Annotated in this window: 13 protein-coding genes and 1 pseudogene; all 14 read right to left on the reverse strand. The window is 71.5% G+C overall.

What is annotated here, in order from left to right:
* Positions 1–68: 68 nt before the first annotated feature.
* The gene (nuoN, locus tag BLW04_RS01835; protein WP_091536537.1) at positions 69–1,613 is read right to left on the reverse strand and encodes an NADH-quinone oxidoreductase subunit NuoN; all 1,545 of its coding nucleotides are present in this window, start codon (positions 1,611–1,613) and stop codon (positions 69–71) included.
* Positions 1,613–3,241 carry an NADH-quinone oxidoreductase subunit M gene (locus BLW04_RS01840; RefSeq protein WP_091536540.1) on the reverse strand — a complete coding sequence of 543 codons (1,629 nt, stop codon included), beginning with the start codon at positions 3,239–3,241 and terminating at the stop codon, positions 1,613–1,615. The genes nuoN and BLW04_RS01840 overlap by 1 nt, the downstream gene beginning before the upstream one ends.
* Positions 3,238–5,148 carry an NADH-quinone oxidoreductase subunit L gene (nuoL, locus tag BLW04_RS01845; protein WP_254780944.1) on the reverse strand — a complete coding sequence of 637 codons (1,911 nt, stop codon included), beginning with the start codon at positions 5,146–5,148 and terminating at the stop codon, positions 3,238–3,240. The genes BLW04_RS01840 and nuoL overlap by 4 nt, the downstream gene beginning before the upstream one ends.
* Positions 5,149–5,168: 20 nt before the next feature.
* Positions 5,169–5,468: an NADH-quinone oxidoreductase subunit NuoK gene (gene nuoK / locus BLW04_RS01850; protein ID WP_091536543.1), complete on the reverse strand. Its 300-nt coding sequence runs from the start codon at positions 5,466–5,468 to the stop codon at positions 5,169–5,171.
* Positions 5,465–6,340, reverse strand: a complete 876-nt coding sequence (locus BLW04_RS01855) for an NADH-quinone oxidoreductase subunit J (RefSeq protein ID WP_091536545.1) — start codon at positions 6,338–6,340, stop codon at positions 5,465–5,467. Before BLW04_RS01855 ends, nuoK begins: the two co-directional genes overlap by 4 nt.
* Positions 6,337–6,996, reverse strand: coding sequence for an NADH-quinone oxidoreductase subunit NuoI (gene nuoI / locus BLW04_RS01860; protein ID WP_091536548.1), 660 nt, complete (start codon positions 6,994–6,996; stop codon positions 6,337–6,339). The genes BLW04_RS01855 and nuoI overlap by 4 nt, the downstream gene beginning before the upstream one ends.
* The gene (gene nuoH, locus BLW04_RS01865) at positions 6,989–8,449 is read right to left on the reverse strand and encodes an NADH-quinone oxidoreductase subunit NuoH (protein ID WP_175483850.1); all 1,461 of its coding nucleotides are present in this window, start codon (positions 8,447–8,449) and stop codon (positions 6,989–6,991) included. Before nuoH ends, nuoI begins: the two co-directional genes overlap by 8 nt.
* A gap of 73 nt (positions 8,450–8,522) precedes the next feature.
* The gene (locus tag BLW04_RS01870) at positions 8,523–11,048 is read right to left on the reverse strand and encodes an NADH-quinone oxidoreductase subunit G (protein ID WP_217630783.1); all 2,526 of its coding nucleotides are present in this window, start codon (positions 11,046–11,048) and stop codon (positions 8,523–8,525) included.
* Entirely contained in the window at positions 11,045–12,373 is a 1,329-nt protein-coding gene (gene nuoF, locus BLW04_RS01875) for an NADH-quinone oxidoreductase subunit NuoF (RefSeq protein WP_091536551.1), read from the reverse strand. The genes BLW04_RS01870 and nuoF overlap by 4 nt, the downstream gene beginning before the upstream one ends.
* 3 nt (positions 12,374–12,376) lie before the next feature.
* Positions 12,377–13,396, reverse strand: a complete 1,020-nt coding sequence (gene nuoE / locus BLW04_RS01880; protein WP_091536553.1) for an NADH-quinone oxidoreductase subunit NuoE — start codon at positions 13,394–13,396, stop codon at positions 12,377–12,379.
* Positions 13,393–14,715 carry an NADH-quinone oxidoreductase subunit D gene (locus BLW04_RS01885; protein ID WP_091536556.1) on the reverse strand — a complete coding sequence of 441 codons (1,323 nt, stop codon included), beginning with the start codon at positions 14,713–14,715 and terminating at the stop codon, positions 13,393–13,395. The genes nuoE and BLW04_RS01885 overlap by 4 nt, the downstream gene beginning before the upstream one ends.
* Before the next feature lie 13 nt (positions 14,716–14,728).
* The gene (locus BLW04_RS01890) at positions 14,729–15,448 is read right to left on the reverse strand and encodes an NADH-quinone oxidoreductase subunit C (RefSeq protein WP_091536559.1); all 720 of its coding nucleotides are present in this window, start codon (positions 15,446–15,448) and stop codon (positions 14,729–14,731) included.
* A 286-nt stretch (positions 15,449–15,734) separates the two neighbouring features.
* Positions 15,735–16,202 (reverse strand): annotated as a pseudogene (locus tag BLW04_RS01895) (NADH-quinone oxidoreductase subunit B family protein); the annotation flags it as partial.
* A gap of 57 nt (positions 16,203–16,259) precedes the next feature.
* On the reverse strand, positions 16,260–16,622 hold the full coding sequence (locus BLW04_RS01900; RefSeq protein ID WP_091536854.1) for an NADH-quinone oxidoreductase subunit A: 363 nt from the start codon (positions 16,620–16,622) through the stop codon (positions 16,260–16,262).
* Positions 16,623–16,682 lie beyond the last annotated feature (60 nt).

Consider the following 16,682-nt stretch of genomic DNA (forward strand, 5'->3'; position numbering starts at 1 on the left):
ACCGACGAAGATAGCGGCCGCGCGAGTCCACCCGAGCACCGGGCTCCACCGCCGTCCCCGCTCGGCCCTCAACCCACGAGCACCGCGGCGGACCGGGCGAGGTCCAGCACCGAGCCGGGCACGATGCCCAGCACCAGCGTGGCGGCCGCGGTCACGGCCAGCACGGTCGTGGTCGGCAGGCCGGCCACCCCGACGGTGGGCCCGTCGGGCGCGGGGTCGGAGAAGTACATGAGGACCACCAGGCGCAGGTAGAAGAAGGCCGCGACGGCGCTGGCCAGCAGCGCGATGACCGCAAGCGGCCAGGCGCCGACCTCGATGGCCGCCCGGAAGACGGCGAACTTCCCGGTGAACCCACTGGTGAGCGGGATGCCGGCCAGCGCGAGCAGGAAGAACGTCATCAGCCCGGCGGTCAGCGGCGAGCGCTGGGCCAGGCCGGCCCACTGGGACAGGTGGGTGGCCTCGCCGTCACCGTCGCGGACCAGGGTGACCACCGCGAAGATGCCCAGCGTGGTGAGCCCGTAGGTGAGCAGGTAGAACATCGTCGCCGCCAGCCCCGACCCCGAGCCGTCGTTGCTCAGCCCGATGACCCCGGTGAGCAGGAAGCCGGCGTGGGCGATGGAGGAGTAGGCGAGCATTCGTTTGACGTCGGTCTGGGTGAGCCCCAGCACCGCACCCACGACCATGGACACGATGGCCAGGCCGTAGACGAGCGGCCGCCAGGTCCAGTCGGCGGTGCCGAAGCCCACGTAGAGCAACCGCAGGATGGCGCCGAACGCAGCGACCTTGGTGGCCGCGGCCATGAAGGCGCTGACCGGGGTGGGAGCACCCTGATAGACGTCCGGCGTCCAGGTGTGGAACGGCGCGACGCTGGCCTTGAACATCAGCCCGACGACGAGCAGGCCGAGACCGAGCACGAGCAGCGTGTCGGTGCCGTCGGCGCTCGACGCGGCGCGAATGTCGGCCAGCTGCACACTGCCGGTCGAGCCGTAGACCAGCGCCAGGCCGTAGAGGAAGAAGGCCGAGGCGAAGGCGCCGAGCAGGAAGTACTTGACCGCCGCCTCCTGGGACAGCAGCCGGCGGCGCCGAGCCAGCCCGGACATCAGGTACAGCGGGAGGCTGAGCACCTCGAGGGCCACGAACATGATCAGCAGGTCGTTGGCCGCGGTGAACAGCATCATCCCGCCGACGGCGAAGGACGCCAGCGGGTAGACCTCGGTCTGCACCCGCTCGGACGTGGCCAGTTCCACGTCGCGCAGGCTGCCGGCCGGGACGGCCGCGGAGGCGACGAACGCCGAACGGGCCGGGTCGAGGGACCGTTCGGCGAACAGCAGCACCGACAGCGCGCCCAGCGCCGCGATGATGGCCTGCAGGAACAGTGCGGCGCCGTCGACGGCCAGCGCCCGGCCGGCGGTGACCTCCCTGGTGCCGGCCAGCAGGATGGTGGAGGCGAACGCGCCCACCATGCCGACCAGGGCGAGGGTCACCTGCACCGGGTGCCGGACGTCGCGCGGGGCGAACGCCTCCACGAGCACCCCGACGGCTGCGGCGCCGAAGACGAACAGCAGCGGGGCCAGCGCGGCCAACGACAGGTCGGGGGCCTGGATGGCGCCCATCAGTTGGTCCCCTCGGAGCCGGGATGGGTGGGGGTGATGCCGCCGGGATCGGAGCCGACGTCGTCCATCGTGGCCGCCACGGCCGGCCGGACCAGGTCGATCAGCGGCTGCGGGTAGACCCCGAGCGCCACGATCAGTGCCACCAGCGGCGCGACCACGGCGAGCTCGCGGCGGGAGAGGTCCTGCACCCGCAGAGAGCGGGTGCGCGCCGGGGCGTCCATCACCGCGGTGGCCCCGCCGGAGGTCCCGGCCGGCACCGCCGCAGCGGGCTCGTCATCGGCGAGCAGCACGCCGCGCGGCGGGCCGTGCATCGTGCGCTGATACATGATCAGGATGTAGAGGGCGGCCAGGATGATGCCGGTGGTCGCCAGGATGGTGAACACCGGGCGGGTCGGGAACGCGCCGATGAGCACCAGCAGCTCGCTGACGAAGCTGCTGGTGCCCGGCAGCGACAGGGAGGCCAGCCCAGCGATGAGGAACACGCCGGCCAGCAGCGGCGCCTTCGCCGCGACACCGCCGTAGTCCCGGATGTGCCGGGAGCCGCCGCGCGCGATCAGCATGCCGATGACCAGGAACAGCAGGCCGGTGGCGATGCCGTGGCTGACCATGTAGAGCACCGCGCCGGTGGCCGCCTCGGTGGTGAAGGCAAAGATGCCCAGCGCGATGAAACCGAAGTGCGCGATCGAGGTGTAGGACACCAGGCGCTTCATGTCGCTCTGTCCCATGGCCAGCAGCGCGGCGTACAGCACGCCGATGACCGCCAGGACCAGGATCCACGGTGCGAGGTCGCGCGACGCGTCGGGGAACAGTGGCAGGCAGTAGCGCAGGAAGCCGAACGTGCCGACCTTGTCCAGCACGCCCACCAGGAGCACCGCACCGCCGATGGGCGCCTCCGCACCGGAGTCGGGCAGCCAGGTGTGGAAGGGCACCAGCGGGGCCTTGATGGCGAAGGCGACGAAGAAGCCGATGAACAGCAGCTTCTGCACGCCCGGGTCGATGTCCAACTGGCGCAGGGCGTCGAAGGCGAAGGTGCCCTGCCCCAGCTGGGAGTTGCTGACCACGTAGAGGCCAATGACCGAGGCCAGCATGACCAACCCACCGACCAGGCTGTAGAGGAAGAACTTCATTGCCGCGTACTGCCGGCGCGGGCCGCCGTAGCTGCCGATCAGGAAGTACATCGGGACGAGCATCGCCTCGAAGAACACGTAGAACAGGAAGACGTCGGTGGCGGCGAAGACCCCGACCATCATCGCCTCGAGCAGCAGCAGCCAGGCGACGTAGGAGCGCATCGACCGGTGCGCCGGCATCGTGTCGGCCCAGGAGGCCACCAGCACCACCGGGACCAGGAGCCCGATCAGCAGCAGCATGACCAGCGCGATGCCGTCGACGCCCAGGGCGAAGCTGACCCCGAAGTCGGCGATCCAGGACACCGAGGTGGTCAGCTGGAAGCGCGGTCCGCCGGTGTCGAAGGCGACGGTGGCCAGCACGGCGAGCAGGAAGACCAGCAGGCTGACACCGAGGGCCACCTGCTTGGCCAGCAGGTCACGGCCGCGGGGCAGGGCCGCGACGACGGCGGCACCGGCGGCCGGGACGACGATCATGGCCAGCAGCCACGGGAAGTCGCTCATCCCGCCGTCACCGCCACCAGCGCACCGGCCACGAGAACCGCGCCGCCCAGCATGCCCAGCGCGTAGCTGCGCACGAAACCGGTCTGCGCCCGGCCGAGCCGGGACGATGAGCCGCCCAGCGCCGCGGCTGTCCCGTTGACCACGCCGTCCACTCCTCGGTTGTCGACGAACACCAGTGCCCGGGTCAGCCACATCCCCGGTCGCATGAGCAGCGACTCGTTGACCGCGTCGGCGTAGATCGCGTGCCGGGCGGCCCGTACCACCGGCGAGACCCGGGCCGGTGCGGTGACCGGCACCTCGCGCCGGCCGACGAACAACCACGCGACGACAGCGCCCAGGAGGACCACCAGGCTGACCAGCACGCTCACCAACAGCGGCGGGATCGCGTGCGCCGCGGCCTCCGCGGGCTCGCCGAAGACCGGCGCCAGCCAGTCGGCCAGCGGAAAGACCTCGACCAGCAGGAAGCCGGCGGCCACCGACCCGACGGCCAGCACGACCATCGGGACGGTCATGACGCCGGGTGACTCGTGCGGATGGACCCCGTCGTCCCAGCGTGGCCGGCCGAAGAAGGTCAGCAGCATCAGCCGGGTCATGTAGAAGGCGGTCAGCCCAGCACCCAGCACGGCGACGCCACCGAGCAGCCACCCCGACACGCCCCCGCGGTCGAAGGCCGCCTCGATGATGGCGTCCTTGGTCCAGTAGCCGGACAGCAGCGGGAACCCGATGAGTGCCAGGTAACCCAGGCCGAAGGTGACGAAGGTGGTCTTCATCTTCCCGGCCAGACCGCCGTACCGGCGCATGTCGGTCTGGTCGCCCATGCCGTGCATGACGGAGCCGGCGCCGAGGAACAGCCCGGCCTTGAAAAAGCCGTGGGTGAGCAGGTGCGCCAGGCCGGCGACGTAGCCCACCGGGCCGAGCCCGACGGCCAGGAACATGTAGCCGATCTGGCTCACCGTGGAGTAGGCGAGCACCTTCTTGATGTCGTCCTGCGCGCAGCCCGCTATCGCGCCGATCATGAGGGTGATGGCGCCGACGACCAGGACGACGGTGCGCGCGCTCGGGCTGGCGTCGAAAATCGGGGCGCTGCGGGCGATCAGGTACACCCCCGCGGTCACCATGGTCGCGGCGTGGATGAGCGCCGACACCGGGGTGGGGCCCTCCATGGCGTCGGGCAGCCAGGCCTGCAGCGGGAACTGCCCGGACTTGCCGCAGGCCCCCAGCAGCAGGAGCAGCCCGAGCGCGGTGACGGTGCCGCCGGCCAGCAGCCCGACGTTGCCCAGGACGCCCGCGTAGGACGTGGTGCCCAGCTGGGCGAACATGACGAAGACCGCGAGCGCCAGGCCGACGTCGCCGACCCGGTTCATGACGAACGCCTTCTTGGCCGCGGTGGCCGCGGCCGGGCGGGTGTACCAGAAGGCGATCAGCAGGTAGGACGCCAGGCCCACGCCCTCCCAACCGACGTAGAGCGCCACGTAGCTGTTGCCCAGGACCAGCAGCAACATCGCGGCGACGAAGAGGTCCAGGTAGGCGAAGAACCGCCGCCGGGCCGGGTCGTGGGCCATGTAGCCGATCGAGTACACGTGGATCAGCGCGCCGACCCCGGTGATCAGCAGGACGAAGACCGCCGAGAGCGGGTCGAACAGCAGGCCGGCGCCGACGTCCAGCGAGCCGGTCTGGATGAAGGTGAACAGGTCGACGTCCACCGACCGCCCGTCGACCCCGGCCAGCTGGACGGTGCAGGCCAGCCCCAGCACGAATGCGGCCACCACAGTGCCGGTGCCCAGTAGGTGGCCCCAGCGATCGGTGCGCCGCCCGCCCAGCAGCAACACCGCAGCGCCGGCCAGCGGCAGCGCGATCAGCAGCCAGGAGGCGGCGAGCAGCCCGGTGGCGGGCAGCGTCTCAGACACGTCGGTCGGTCCCGTCTCGCTCAGTACTTCAGCAGGTTGGCGTCGTCGACGGACGCCGAGCGGCGGGTCCGGTAGATCGACATGATGATGGCCAGGCCGACGACCACCTCGGCGGCGGCGACGACCATGACGAAGAAGGCGATCAGCTGACCGTCGAGCGTGCCGGTGGAGCGCGCGAACGTGACCAGTGTCAGGTTGACCGAGTTCAGCATCAGCTCGACGCACATGAACACGACGATGGCGTTGCGCCGCACCAGCACGCCGACGGCGCCGATGGTGAACAGGACCGCGGCCAGCACCAGGTAGTTCGCGATGGTCATGACGGGTCCCCTTCCCGGCTCGAACCGGTACCGTCCAGCGTCCCGAGGGCGGCGTCGGTGCCGCCGCGGTGCGGGATACCGGCGCGCTCGGCCCCCAGGCTGGCCGGCGGGAGCTCGTCGACGTCCTGGGGCTCGATGCCGGTGCTGAAGCTGGCCACCGACGGCGTGCCGTCGGGCAGCCGGCCGGGGGCGGCGATGGAGTTGGCCCGGGCGTAGACACCGGGTCCGGGCAGCGTCTGCGGGTGGTCGGCGGTGAGGAAGCGGGCGCGGGACAGCTCCTTCTGGCTCTGCCGGCTACCGGGCTCGCGCTCGGTGTGGGCCAGGATCATCGCGCCGACCGCGGCGGTGATGAGCAGCGCGCTGGTGACCTCGAAGGCCAGCAGGTACCGGGTGAACAGCAGCCGGGCGATTGCCTCGATGTTGCCGTCGGCAGCGTCCCCGCTGCCGCCCTGGACGGCGTCCAGGCCGCGCACCACGGTGCCCTCGGTGGCCCGGGCGATGCCCGCGCCGACCAGCCCGGCGAAACCGACGCCGAGCACGATGGCCGCGACCCGCTGTCCGCGCAGGGTCTCCACGACGGAGTCCGATGTGTCGCGGCCGACCAGCATCAGCACGAACAGGAAAAGGATCATGATCGCGCCGGTGTAGACGATGATCTGCACCGCGCCGAGGAACGGCGCCTCCTGGACGACGTAGAAGATGCCCAGCGCCAGCATCGTGTTGACCAGGAACAGCGCCGAGTGGACGGCATTGCGGCTGAACACCATGCCGAGGGCACCGAGGACGGCGATCGGCGCGAGGATCCAGAACGCGACGGCCTCGCCGGTGCCGAGCTGCACGCCGGTGTCGGCGGCCGCGGCAAGCGCGCTCATACCTGCTCCCCGATGACCGGTTCGGCGGCCGACGACGTCTCCGGGACGCGCAGGTAGTAGTCCTTCTCGTCGTTGCCCAGCCGCATCGGGTGCGGCGGGGCCTCCATGCCGGGCAGCAACGGCGCCATCAGCTGCTCCTTGGTGTAGATCAGCGCCTGCCGGTCGTCGTCGGCCAGCTCAAAGTCGTTGCTCATGGTCAGCGAGCGGGTCGGGCAGGCTTCGATGCACAGGCCGCAGAAGATGCAGCGCAGGTAATTGATCTGGTAGACGCGGCCGTAGCGCTCACCCGGGGAGAACCGGGCCTCCTCGGTGTTGTCCCCGCCCTCGACGTAGATCGCGTCGGCCGGGCACGCCCAGGCGCACAGCTCGCATCCCACGCACTTCTCCAGGCCGTCGGGGTGCCGGTTGAGCACGTGTCGGCCGTGGTAGCGGGGCTTGGTCTGCTTGGGGACGTCGGGGTACTTCTCGGTCGTCACCTTCTTGAACATGGTGGCGAAGGTGACGCCGAAGCCCTGGGCCGGGCCGGGCAGCCAGCTGGCCCGCTTGGCCGGTGGCGCACCCGTCTCGGCAGGGCGCTCGACGTCGGCGCCGCTCCCGCGAAGAGGGATGGCGCCGTCGCGTCGGGCAGGGGTGGAGCCGGTCGTCGGCTCAGACATCGCCGTCCTCCTCGAGCGTGGGGGCGGAGCTGCGCCGTCCGGTGCCGACGACCACCGACTCCCGGCTGCGCAGCCGGGGCGACGGGGGCACCGCGAGGTCCATCGGTGGAATGGGGAACCCGCCCTCGGACCGGCTGGGTCCGGTGCGGCCGGCCGATCCGCGGCGCGGTCCTGCGGCGGGCAGCACCTCGGGCTCGGTCGGGTTGATCGATCCGGCCGCGGCCCTGGCCGCGGCGATCCGGGTGGACCGGTTGCTGACCCGGGAGGCCACCAGCAGCCCCGCGAGCACGACCAGGGCGATCGGCACGCCGACGAACACGGCGATCTCCCCGCCGTCCAGGTCGGCCTCGCGGGAGACGGTGCGCATCGTGGCGACCACCAGGATCCAGACCAGCGCGGTGGGGACCAGCACCTTCCACCCCAAGCGCATGAACTGGTCGTAGCGGAGCCGGGGCAGCGTGCCGCGCAGCCAGATGAAGACGAACAGCGCGACCACGACCTTGGCGAAGAACCACAGCAGGGGCCACCAGCCGGTGTTCGCGCCGTCCCAGATCGAGATCGGCCACGGCGCCCGCCAGCCGCCCAGGAACAGGGTGGCCGCCAGCGCCGAGACGGTGACCATGTTGACGTACTCGGCGAGGAAGAAGAGCGCGAACTTCAGCGACGAGTACTCGGTGTGGAAGCCGCCGACCAGCTCGCTCTCGGCCTCGGGGAGGTCGAACGGTGCTCGGTTGGTCTCCCCGACCACGGCGATGACGTAGATGACGAAGGAGACCGGCAGCAGGACGGCGAACCAGCTGGGGCCGGTGAAGTCCGCGCCGAAGAAGCTCAGCGCGGTGCCGTTGGCCTGCGCGGCGACGATTTCGGAGGTGGACATCGACCCGGCGTAGAGGAACACCGCGACGATGGACAACCCCATGGCGATCTCGTAGCTGACCATCTGCGCGGCGCTGCGCAGGCTGCCGAGCAGCGGATAGGTGGATCCGGACGCCCACCCTCCCAGCACGATGCCGTAGACGCCCATCGCCGAGGAGGCCAGCACGATCAGCACGCCGATCGGTGCATCCGTGAGCTGCAGCGGCGTGCGCTGGCCGAAGATGCTCACCGTCGGGCCGAGCGGGATGACCGAGAAGGCGAGGAACGCCGGGATGGTGGCGATCACCGGGGCGAGGAAGTACACCGGCCGGTCGGCCAGCGTAGGCATGATGTCTTCTTTGAAGGCCAGCTTCAGGCCGTCGGCGAGGCTCTGCAGGTAGCCGCGCGGGCCGACCCGGTTTGGGCCGATCCGCTGCTGCATGCGGGCGACGACCTTGCGCTCGAAGACGATCGCGAACAGCGTCATCACGACCAGCAGGCCGAAGACGCCGACGATCTTGATGAGTACGATCCACCACACGTCGTGCCCGAAGTCCTCCAGCGTCGGCTGGTCGCGGGCGGCGATCAGGTCGATCACTGGTCCTCCTCGCTGGCGCTCGGCGGCACCGCGCCCGACGATGCTGTGCCCATGCGTGACCTCGCAAGCTCGGTCACGAGGCACCTCCGCTCAGGCTCGACACGGCGGTGGCGCCGGGGGCCGGCGGCCCGGCAGAGAGCCGGACGACCGTGCCCGGGCCCGCGCCGAGGTCGGTGCGGACCGCGCAGCCCGGGGAGCGCATCGGCAGCCAGACCACCTGGTCCGGCATGTCGACCACCGCCACCGGCAGGGTCACCGCGCCGGCCGGACCGGTGACGGTGAGCGGGTCACCGTCGGCCACCCCGAGCCGCAGGGCGGCGTGCTTGCCGAGCCGGGCGACCGGTGGTCGGGCGGTGCCGGCCATGGCCGGCTCGTCGCGCTGCAGCGTGCCGACGTCCAGCAGCTGCCGCCAGGAGGCGAGCACCACCTCGTCCTCGCCGAGCGCCAGTGCGGGGGCCGGCCGGACGGTGAGCCCGCGCGGTGTCGCAGCCTGGCCGGCACCGCCGAGGGCCACCAGCTCGGCGCGGGCCGCAGTCACAGTGGCCAGGCCCAGGTCGACGCCCAGCTCCTCGGCCAGTCCGTGCAGCACCCGGCCGTCGGGAAGCTGGCCGGTGCCATGCAGCGTGGCGTCGAAGGACCGGACCCGGCCCTCCCAGTCCAGGTAGCTGCCGGCCTTCTCCGGCGCAGCGGCGACCGGGAGCACGACGTCGGCGTGCGCGGTGACCGCGCTGGGGAACAGCTCCAGGCTGACCACGAACCCGGCCGCGGCCAGCGCCGCCTCAGCCAGTCCGGCGTCAGGGAGGTCGGCCGGGTCGATGCCGCCGACCAGCAGCCCGCCCAGGGCGCCGTCGCGCGCCGCGGTGAGAATCGCGGTGAGGTCCCTGCCTGGTGTCCCCGGGACGTCGGCCCCCCAACGCTGGGCGACGTGGGCCCGCGCCGCGGCGTCGGTGACCGTGCGGCCGCCGGGCAGCAGACCGGGCAGAGCGCCGGCCTCCAGCGCGCCCCGCTCCCCCGCCCGGCGCGGCACCCACCCCACCCGGGCACCGGTCGCGGCGGCGAGTGCGGCGAGCGCCGAGAAGCCACCGGGCACCTCGGCCAGTCGCTCACCGGCGAGGACCACCGCACCGGGACGGAACAACGCCGCCGCGGCCTCGGCGAGCAACCCTTCGGCCGGCGCGGCGCCCAGGGCGCGGAGCACCTGGGCCTCCTGGCCCGGGACGGTGGGCAGCAGCCTGGCGGACAGCTTGTCGGCCGCCCGGCTCACGAACGGGGCGATGTCGAACACCTGCAGGCCCCGGGTGCGGACCGCGCGGCGCAGCCGCAGGAAGACGATCGGCGACTCCTCTTCGGGTTCGAAGCCAACCAGCAGCACGGTCGGAGCGGCGGCGAGGTCGTCGTAGGTCACCGCCCCGGCGCCCGGCGCGGTGCCGGCGACGTGTGCGACGAGGTAGGCCAGCTCCTCGGCCGAGTGGGCCCGCGCCCGCGCGTCGACGTCGTTCGTGCCCAGGGCGACGCGGGCGAACTTGGCGTAGGCGTAGGCATCCTCGACCGTGAGCCGTCCGCCGGGCAGCACGCCCACTCCGCCGGCCGCCCGCGCGGCACGCAGCCCGGCGGCCGCGGCCGCCCAGGCCTCGGGCCAGGACGCGGGCTGCAGCTCGCCGTCCCGGCGGACCAGCGGGGTGGTGAGCCGCTCGTTGGCCGCGGCGTAGCGGAAGGCGAAGCGCCCCTTGTCGCAGTTCCACTCCTGGTTGACCGCCGGGTCCTCACCGGCCAGCCGGCGCATGATCGCGCCGCGGCGGTAATCGGTGCGCTGGGCGCAGCCACTGGCGCAGTGTTCGCAGACGCTGGGCTCGCTGCGGAGGTCGAACGGACGGGAGCGGAAGCGGTAGGTCGCGCTGGTGAGGGCGCCAACCGGGCAGATCTGGATGGTGTTGCCCGAGAAGTAGGACTCGAACGGCTCGTCAGGGGAGATGGCGACCTGCTCCAGGGCACCGCGCTCGTACAACTGGATGAACGGGTCGCCGGCGACCTGCTCGCTGAACCGGGTACAGCGGGCGCAGAGCACGCAGCGCTCTCGGTCCAGCAGCACCTGGCTGCTGATCGGCAGCGGCTTGGGATAGGTGCGCTTGACATCGATGAAGCGGCTCTCGTTGCGGCCGTTGCTCATCGCCTGGTTCTGCAGCGGGCACTCGCCGCCCTTGTCACACACCGGGCAGTCCAGCGGGTGGTTGATCAGCAGGAACTCCATGTTGCCCTGCTGCGCCTTGTCCGCGACTGCGCTGGTCAGCTGGGTCTTGACGACCATGTCCGGGGTCACCGGGGTGGTGCAGGAGGCAACCGGCTTGCGCTGGCCCTCGACCTCCACCAGGCACTGCCGACAGGCGCCGATCGGGTCCAGCAACGGGTGGTCGCAAAACCGCGGGATCTGTACGCCCATCTGCTCGGCGGCGCGGATGATCAGCGTCCCCTTCGGGACCGCAACCTCGAATCCGTCGATGGTGCAGTGCACGGCGTCCGGCGGTGTCTGCGGCCCGGGCACCGCCGGCACGGCGGCGGGTGCAGGCGCGGGGGTGGCCGGGGTGGGTTGCGTGGCAGTCACGAGGCGGCTCCAACCGGCTCCAGTCGCAGCGAGCGACCGAGGCGGGCCTGTTCGTCGGTGGGCAGCAGAGCGACGTAGTCGTCCTTGAAGTACTTCAGCGAGCTGGCGATGCAACTGGTGGCGCCGTCGCCGAGCGCGCAGAAGGCCCGGCCGAGGATGTTGTCGCAGGTGTCGAGCAACAGATCCAGGTCGGTAGCGGTGCCTCGGCCGTGCACCAGCCGCTCGAGAATCTGGACCAGCCAGTAGGTGCCCTCCCGGCAGGGGGTGCACTTGCCGCAGCTCTCGTGCGCGTAGAACTCGGTGAACCGCAGCGTCGCCTCGACGATCGAGTCCGTCTCGTCGAAGACCATCAGCGCCGTGGTGCCGAGCATGGAACCGGCCGCGGCCACCGAGTCGAAGTCCAGCGGGACGTCGAGGTGCTCGGGGGTGAAGTACGGCGTCGACGAGCCCCCCGGCGTCCAGAACTTGAGCTGGTGCCCGGGACGGACGCCGCCGGCCATCTCCAGCAGCTCTCGCATCGTCGTCCCCATCGGGGCCTCGTACTGGCCTGGGCGGACGACCCGGCCCGACAACGAGTAGATCTTCGGTCCGGGCGACTTCTCCGGTCCGAACTGCTTGAACCAGCCGGCTCCACCCCGGACGATGAAGGGCACGCTGGCCAGCGTCTCGACGTTGTTGATCACGGTCGGCGCGCCGTAGAGACCGGCGACCGCGGGGAACGGCGGCTTGAGCCGCGGCTGACCCCGGTATCCCTCCAGGGAATCCAGCAACGCTGTCTCCTCCCCGCAGATGTAGGCGCCGGCGCCGGCGTGCACCACCAGCTCCAGGTCGTAGCCCGAGCCCAGCACGTCGGTGCCGAGGTAACCGGCCGCGTACGCCTCCGCCACGGCGGCCTGCAGCCGCCGGTGGGCGTGCACGGCCTCACCGCGGACGTAGATGACGGCGAAGTGCGAGCGGATCGCGTAGGCGGTGATGATCACCCCCTCCACGAGGGAGTGCGGGTCGGCCATCATCAGCGGGATGTCCTTGCAGGTGCCCGGCTCCCCCTCGTCGGCGTTGACCACGAGGTACTTGGGCGCCGCGGCCGGGCCGGTCGGGGTCTCCCCCGGCTTGGGCTGCGGGATGAAGCTCCACTTCATGCCGGTCGGGAAGCCGGCGCCGCCGCGGCCGCGCAGGCCGGAGTCCTTGACCAGACCGACCAGCTCGTCGGGGGTCATGGCCAGCGCCTGCCGCAGGGCGCGGTAGCCGTCCAGGCACTCGTAGCTCTCCAGCGTCCAGGAGCGTTCGGCGGCGAAGCGCTGGGTGAGCACGGGGGTGAGCGGCATCGGTCAGGCCTCTCGCTCGACGGAGGTGCCCTGGCCGGAGGCGCCGGGGTTCCGCGTGGGTGGGGTGTCGGTGCCGTCGCTGCCGCGCTCCGCCGGCTGACGGCCTGCGGGCTCCGGAGCGTCGGTGTGCACCTGGGCGGCACCGGCCTTCTCGGCCGGGTTGCCGGCCGCGGCCACCGTGGCGTCCCCGGCCTTCGCGGCAGGTGTGCCCCCGCCGGCGATCGCCGGCTCGGGCGTGGGCTCGGGGGTGGCCGCCTGCTGAGCCTCGTCCATCGGCGGAGCCGACTCACCGCGCTCGGCAGCCAGCCGGACGCCGATCAGGGTGGGTTCGCCGGCCGACGGACCGTCGATCGCGGCCCGCTCGGCGGCGGCGTCGGCGTGCTGGGAGAACCCGGCCAGCTGCCGGGAGATGCCGCAGAAGTCGGTGAGCGGGGCGCCGCGGGTGGGCGCGGGCTTCTCACCGCGGCGCAGCGCCGCGACCAGCTCGCGGGCGCTCTCGACGTCCTGCTGGTCGTAGAACTCGTAGTCGACCGTGACCACGGGGGCGTAGTCACAGGCCGCCAGGCACTCGGCGTGCTCGAGGGTGAGCGAGCCGTCGGCGGTGGTCTGGTCGTGGCCCACCCCGAGGTCCTCGGCCACGGCGTCGTAGATGGCCTGCCCGCCGAGGACGGCGCACAGCGTGTTGGTGCAGACGCTGACCAGGTGCCGACCGGTGGGATGCCGCTTGTACATCGTGTAGAAGGTCGCGACCGCGCCGACCTCGGCCTTGGTCAGCCCCAGGATGCGCGCGCAGAAGCCCGTGCCCTCGGGCGAGACGTAGCCCTGCACCGACTGGACCAGGTGCAGCATCGGCAGCAGAGCGGAGCGCGGCTCCGGGTAGCGGGCGATGATCTCGCGCGCCTCCCCCTCGTTCTGCGCGGTCAGCGGCGGCAACGCGGCCACCGTCTCCGGAGTGGAGTCCACCGGGCTGGAGTCCAGCCCGGTGACCGCCGTCCCCTCGTAGGAACCGGGAAGAGCACTCACCTGTCGACTCCTCCCATCACGGGGTCGATCGAGGCGATCGCGGCGATCACGTCGGCGATCATGCCGCCCTCGCTCATCGCCGCCGTCGCCTGCAGGTTGGTAAAGCTGGGGTCGCGCACGTGGACGCGGAAGGGACGGGTGCCACCGTCGCTGACCACGTGGAAGCCGAGCTCGCCGCGGGGGGACTCGATCGCCGAGTAGACCTGCCCGGCCGGCACCCGGAAGCCCTCGGTCACCAGCTTGAAGTGGTGGATCAGCGCCTCCATCGACTGGCCCATGATGTGCCGGACGTGCTCCAGTGAGTTGCCCATACCGTCCGCGCCGAGGGACAGCTGAGCCGGCCAGGCGATCTTCTTGTCCTCGACCATCACCGGGCCGGGTTCGAGCCGGTCCAGTGCCTGCTCGACGATCTTCAGCGACTCGCTCATCTCCGCCACCCGCACCAGGTAGCGGCCCCACGCGTCGGCGCTGTCGGCGGTCGGCACCTCGAAGTCGTAGGTCTCGTAGCCGCAGTACGGCTCTACCTTGCGCAGGTCCCACGGCAGACCGGCGGACCGCAGGATCGGGCCGGTCACGCCGAGGGCGAGGCAGCCGGTGACGTCGAGGTAGCCGGCGTCCTTGAGCCGGCGCTGCCAGATCGGCTGGCCGGTGAGCAGCCGGTGCATCGTCGTGATCAGCCCCGGCATCACGGCCAGGAACTCGCGGACGTGCTCGACCGCGCCCTCGGGGAGGTCCTGCGCCAGGCCGCCGGGGCGGACGTAGGCGTGGTTCATCCGCAGCCCGGTGATCTCCTCGAGCAGGTCGAGGACGAGCTCCCGCTCGCGGAACCCGTTGGTCATCCCGGTGAGCGCGCCCATCTCCATGCCGAACGTCGCGATGCCGACGAGGTGGGACGCGATCCGGTTGAGCTCCATCACCAGCACCCGGATGGTCTGCGCCCGCTGCGGCACCTCGATGCCCAGCAGCTTCTCCACGGCCAGGCAGTAGGCGGTCTCGTTGAACAGCGGAGCCAGGTAGTCCATCCGGGTCACGAACGTCGTGCCCTGCGTCCAGGTGCGGTACTCGACGTTCTTCTCGATACCGGTGTGCAGGTAACCGATGACCACCCGCGCCTTGGTCACCGTCTCACCCTCGAGGTCGAGCACCAGGCGCAGCACCCCGTGGGTGGAGGGGTGCTGCGGGCCCATGTTGACGACGAGCCGTTCCTCGGTGTGCGGATCGGCGCCGAGAGTGGCGTCCCAGTCGCCACCGGTGACGGTGTAGACCCGCCCCTCGGTGGTCTGCCGGGAACCGGCGTACGGGTCGCTGGTGGTGGTCATCGGGTTGCTCCGGTCATCGGTAGCTCCGCCGCTCGTCGGGGGGCGGGATCTGGGCACCGTGGTACTCGACCGGCACCCCGCCCAGCGGGTAGTCCTTGCGCTGCGGGTGCCCGTCCCAGTCGTCGGGCATGAGGATGCGGGTCAGCGCCGGGTGGCCGTCGAAGACAACCCCGAACATGTCCCACGTCTCCCGCTCGTGCCAGTCCGCCGTCGGGTACACCCGGGTCACCGACGGGATGTGCGGGTCCTCGGCGGTGACCGCGACCTCCAGGCGGATCCGCCGGCGGTAGGTCATCGAGGTCAGGTGGTAGACGACGTGCAGCCGAGGCCGGCCGGGGCTCGCCGCCGGGCCGCCGCTGTCGAGGTAGTCGACGCCGGAGACGCTGCTGCAGAGCTCGAACCGGAGGGCGTCGTCGTCCCGGAGCGCCTGCACCAAGGTCAGCACGTGCTCGCGAGCGACGAAATAGGTGATCTCGCCGCGGTCGACCAGCACGCGGGAGACGGCCGCGTCGTAAGTGGCCTGGCCGACGGCCTCGATGAGGGCGTCGGTGACCTCGTCGAACCAGCCGCCGTAGGGCCGCTCGGTGGAGTGCAGGGCGACCGCGCCACCCGGCTCCACCCGGACCAGGCCACCGAAGCCGGAGGTGTCACCGCTCCCGCTGACCCCGAACGCGCCCTTGCGGAAGCCTCCGCCAGGGCCGGTGGCCGCCCCGTAGCCCGCCTCGTCGCTCATCGGTCGACTCCGGACTCGTTCCGCTCCTCGGTCGCTGGCGCTCCCTGCGATGCTCGCTCGCGCGTCACCTTCCCGTCGCTCATCGCCGGTCCCCCGCACCAGGCAACAGGACGGCGTTACCACCGCGCTGCTCGATGGCGAACTGCCCGGTGCGGCCGGCCGCGGCGGCCTGTTCGTACGCCTGCCGGGCCGCCTTGTCGGCCCGGACGCTGGAGGGCATCTCGAGGTGCAGGTCGGGGGCAGTGCCGTCGGCGCGAGCGGCGGCGAGCTGCTTGGCCCGCTTGGGCCCCAGCGGCTCGTGCTGGATCTTGTGGTGCAGCTTGAGGATCGCGTCCATCAGCATCTCCGGCCGCGGCGGGCAGCCGGGCAGGTACATGTCGACCGGCACGATGTGGTCGACGCCCTGCACGATCGCGTAGTTGTTGAACATGCCGCCGGAGCTGGCGCACACGCCCATGGCAAGCACCCAGCGGGGCTCGGGCATCTGGTCGTAGATCTGGCGCAGGACCGGGGCCATCTTCTGGCTCACCCGGCCGGCGACGATCATCAGGTCGGCTTGCCGCGGCGAGGCCCGGAAGACCTCCATGCCGAAGCGCGCGAGGTCGTAGCGGCCGGCGCCGGAGGCCATCATCTCGATCGCACAGCAGGCCAGCCCGAAGGTGGCCGGCCACAACGAGGACTTGCGGGTCCAGTTGACCAGCTTCTCCACCGTGGTCAGCAGGACGCCGCCGGGCAGTTTCTCCTCGAGCCCCATGTCAGGCCTCCCTGTCCTTGTGCTCGGGTGCGGGACGGCCGGGTCCGCGGTGGCGCGTCATTCCCATTCCAGCCCACCGCGGCGCCACACGTATGCGTAGGCGATGAAGACCGTCACCAGGAAGACCGCCATCTCGACCAGGCCGAAGACGCCGAGGGCGTCGTTGGCGACGGCCCAGGGGTAGAGGAAGACGATCTCGATGTCGAAGATGATGAAGAGCATCGCGGTCAGGAAGAACTTGACCGGGAAGCGGCCGCCGGTCAGCGGCTGGTCGACCGGCTCGATGCCGCACTCGTACGCCTCGAGCTTGGCCCGGTTGTACCGGCGGGGGCCGATGAACGGCGCCGCGGTCACCGAGAACAGCGCGAAGGCCGCGGCCAGCGCACCCAGGCCCAGCAACGGCACGTACAGCGACAACATCAGCGGCACCCTACGGTGGTCGACGTCACTTTCCGTACACCGGGTGGTGACGGAGCCCAC

Source organism: Modestobacter sp. DSM 44400, assembly GCF_900107175.1.
GTDB lineage: Bacteria > Actinomycetota > Actinomycetes > Mycobacteriales > Geodermatophilaceae > Modestobacter.

Excerpts from the sequence above, each read along its gene's own strand:
- nuoI (WP_091536548.1), bottom strand. The coding sequence starts at position 6,996 with ATGTCTGAGCCGACGACCGGCTCCACCCCTGCCCGACGCGACGGCGCC.
- nuoN (WP_091536537.1), bottom strand. The coding sequence starts at position 1,613 with ATGGGCGCCATCCAGGCCCCCGACCTGTCGTTGGCCGCGCTGGCCCCG.
- BLW04_RS01885 (WP_091536556.1), bottom strand. The coding sequence starts at position 14,715 with ATGACCACCACCAGCGACCCGTACGCCGGTTCCCGGCAGACCACCGAG.
- nuoF (WP_091536551.1), bottom strand. The coding sequence starts at position 12,373 with ATGCCGCTCACCCCCGTGCTCACCCAGCGCTTCGCCGCCGAACGCTCC.
- BLW04_RS01840 (WP_091536540.1), bottom strand. The coding sequence starts at position 3,241 with ATGAGCGACTTCCCGTGGCTGCTGGCCATGATCGTCGTCCCGGCCGCC.
- BLW04_RS01855 (WP_091536545.1), bottom strand. The coding sequence starts at position 6,340 with ATGAGCGCGCTTGCCGCGGCCGCCGACACCGGCGTGCAGCTCGGCACC.
- BLW04_RS01890 (WP_091536559.1), bottom strand. The coding sequence starts at position 15,448 with ATGAGCGACGAGGCGGGCTACGGGGCGGCCACCGGCCCTGGCGGAGGC.
- BLW04_RS01900 (WP_091536854.1), bottom strand. The coding sequence starts at position 16,622 with ATGTTGTCGCTGTACGTGCCGTTGCTGGGCCTGGGTGCGCTGGCCGCG.
- nuoK (WP_091536543.1), bottom strand. The coding sequence starts at position 5,468 with ATGACCATCGCGAACTACCTGGTGCTGGCCGCGGTCCTGTTCACCATC.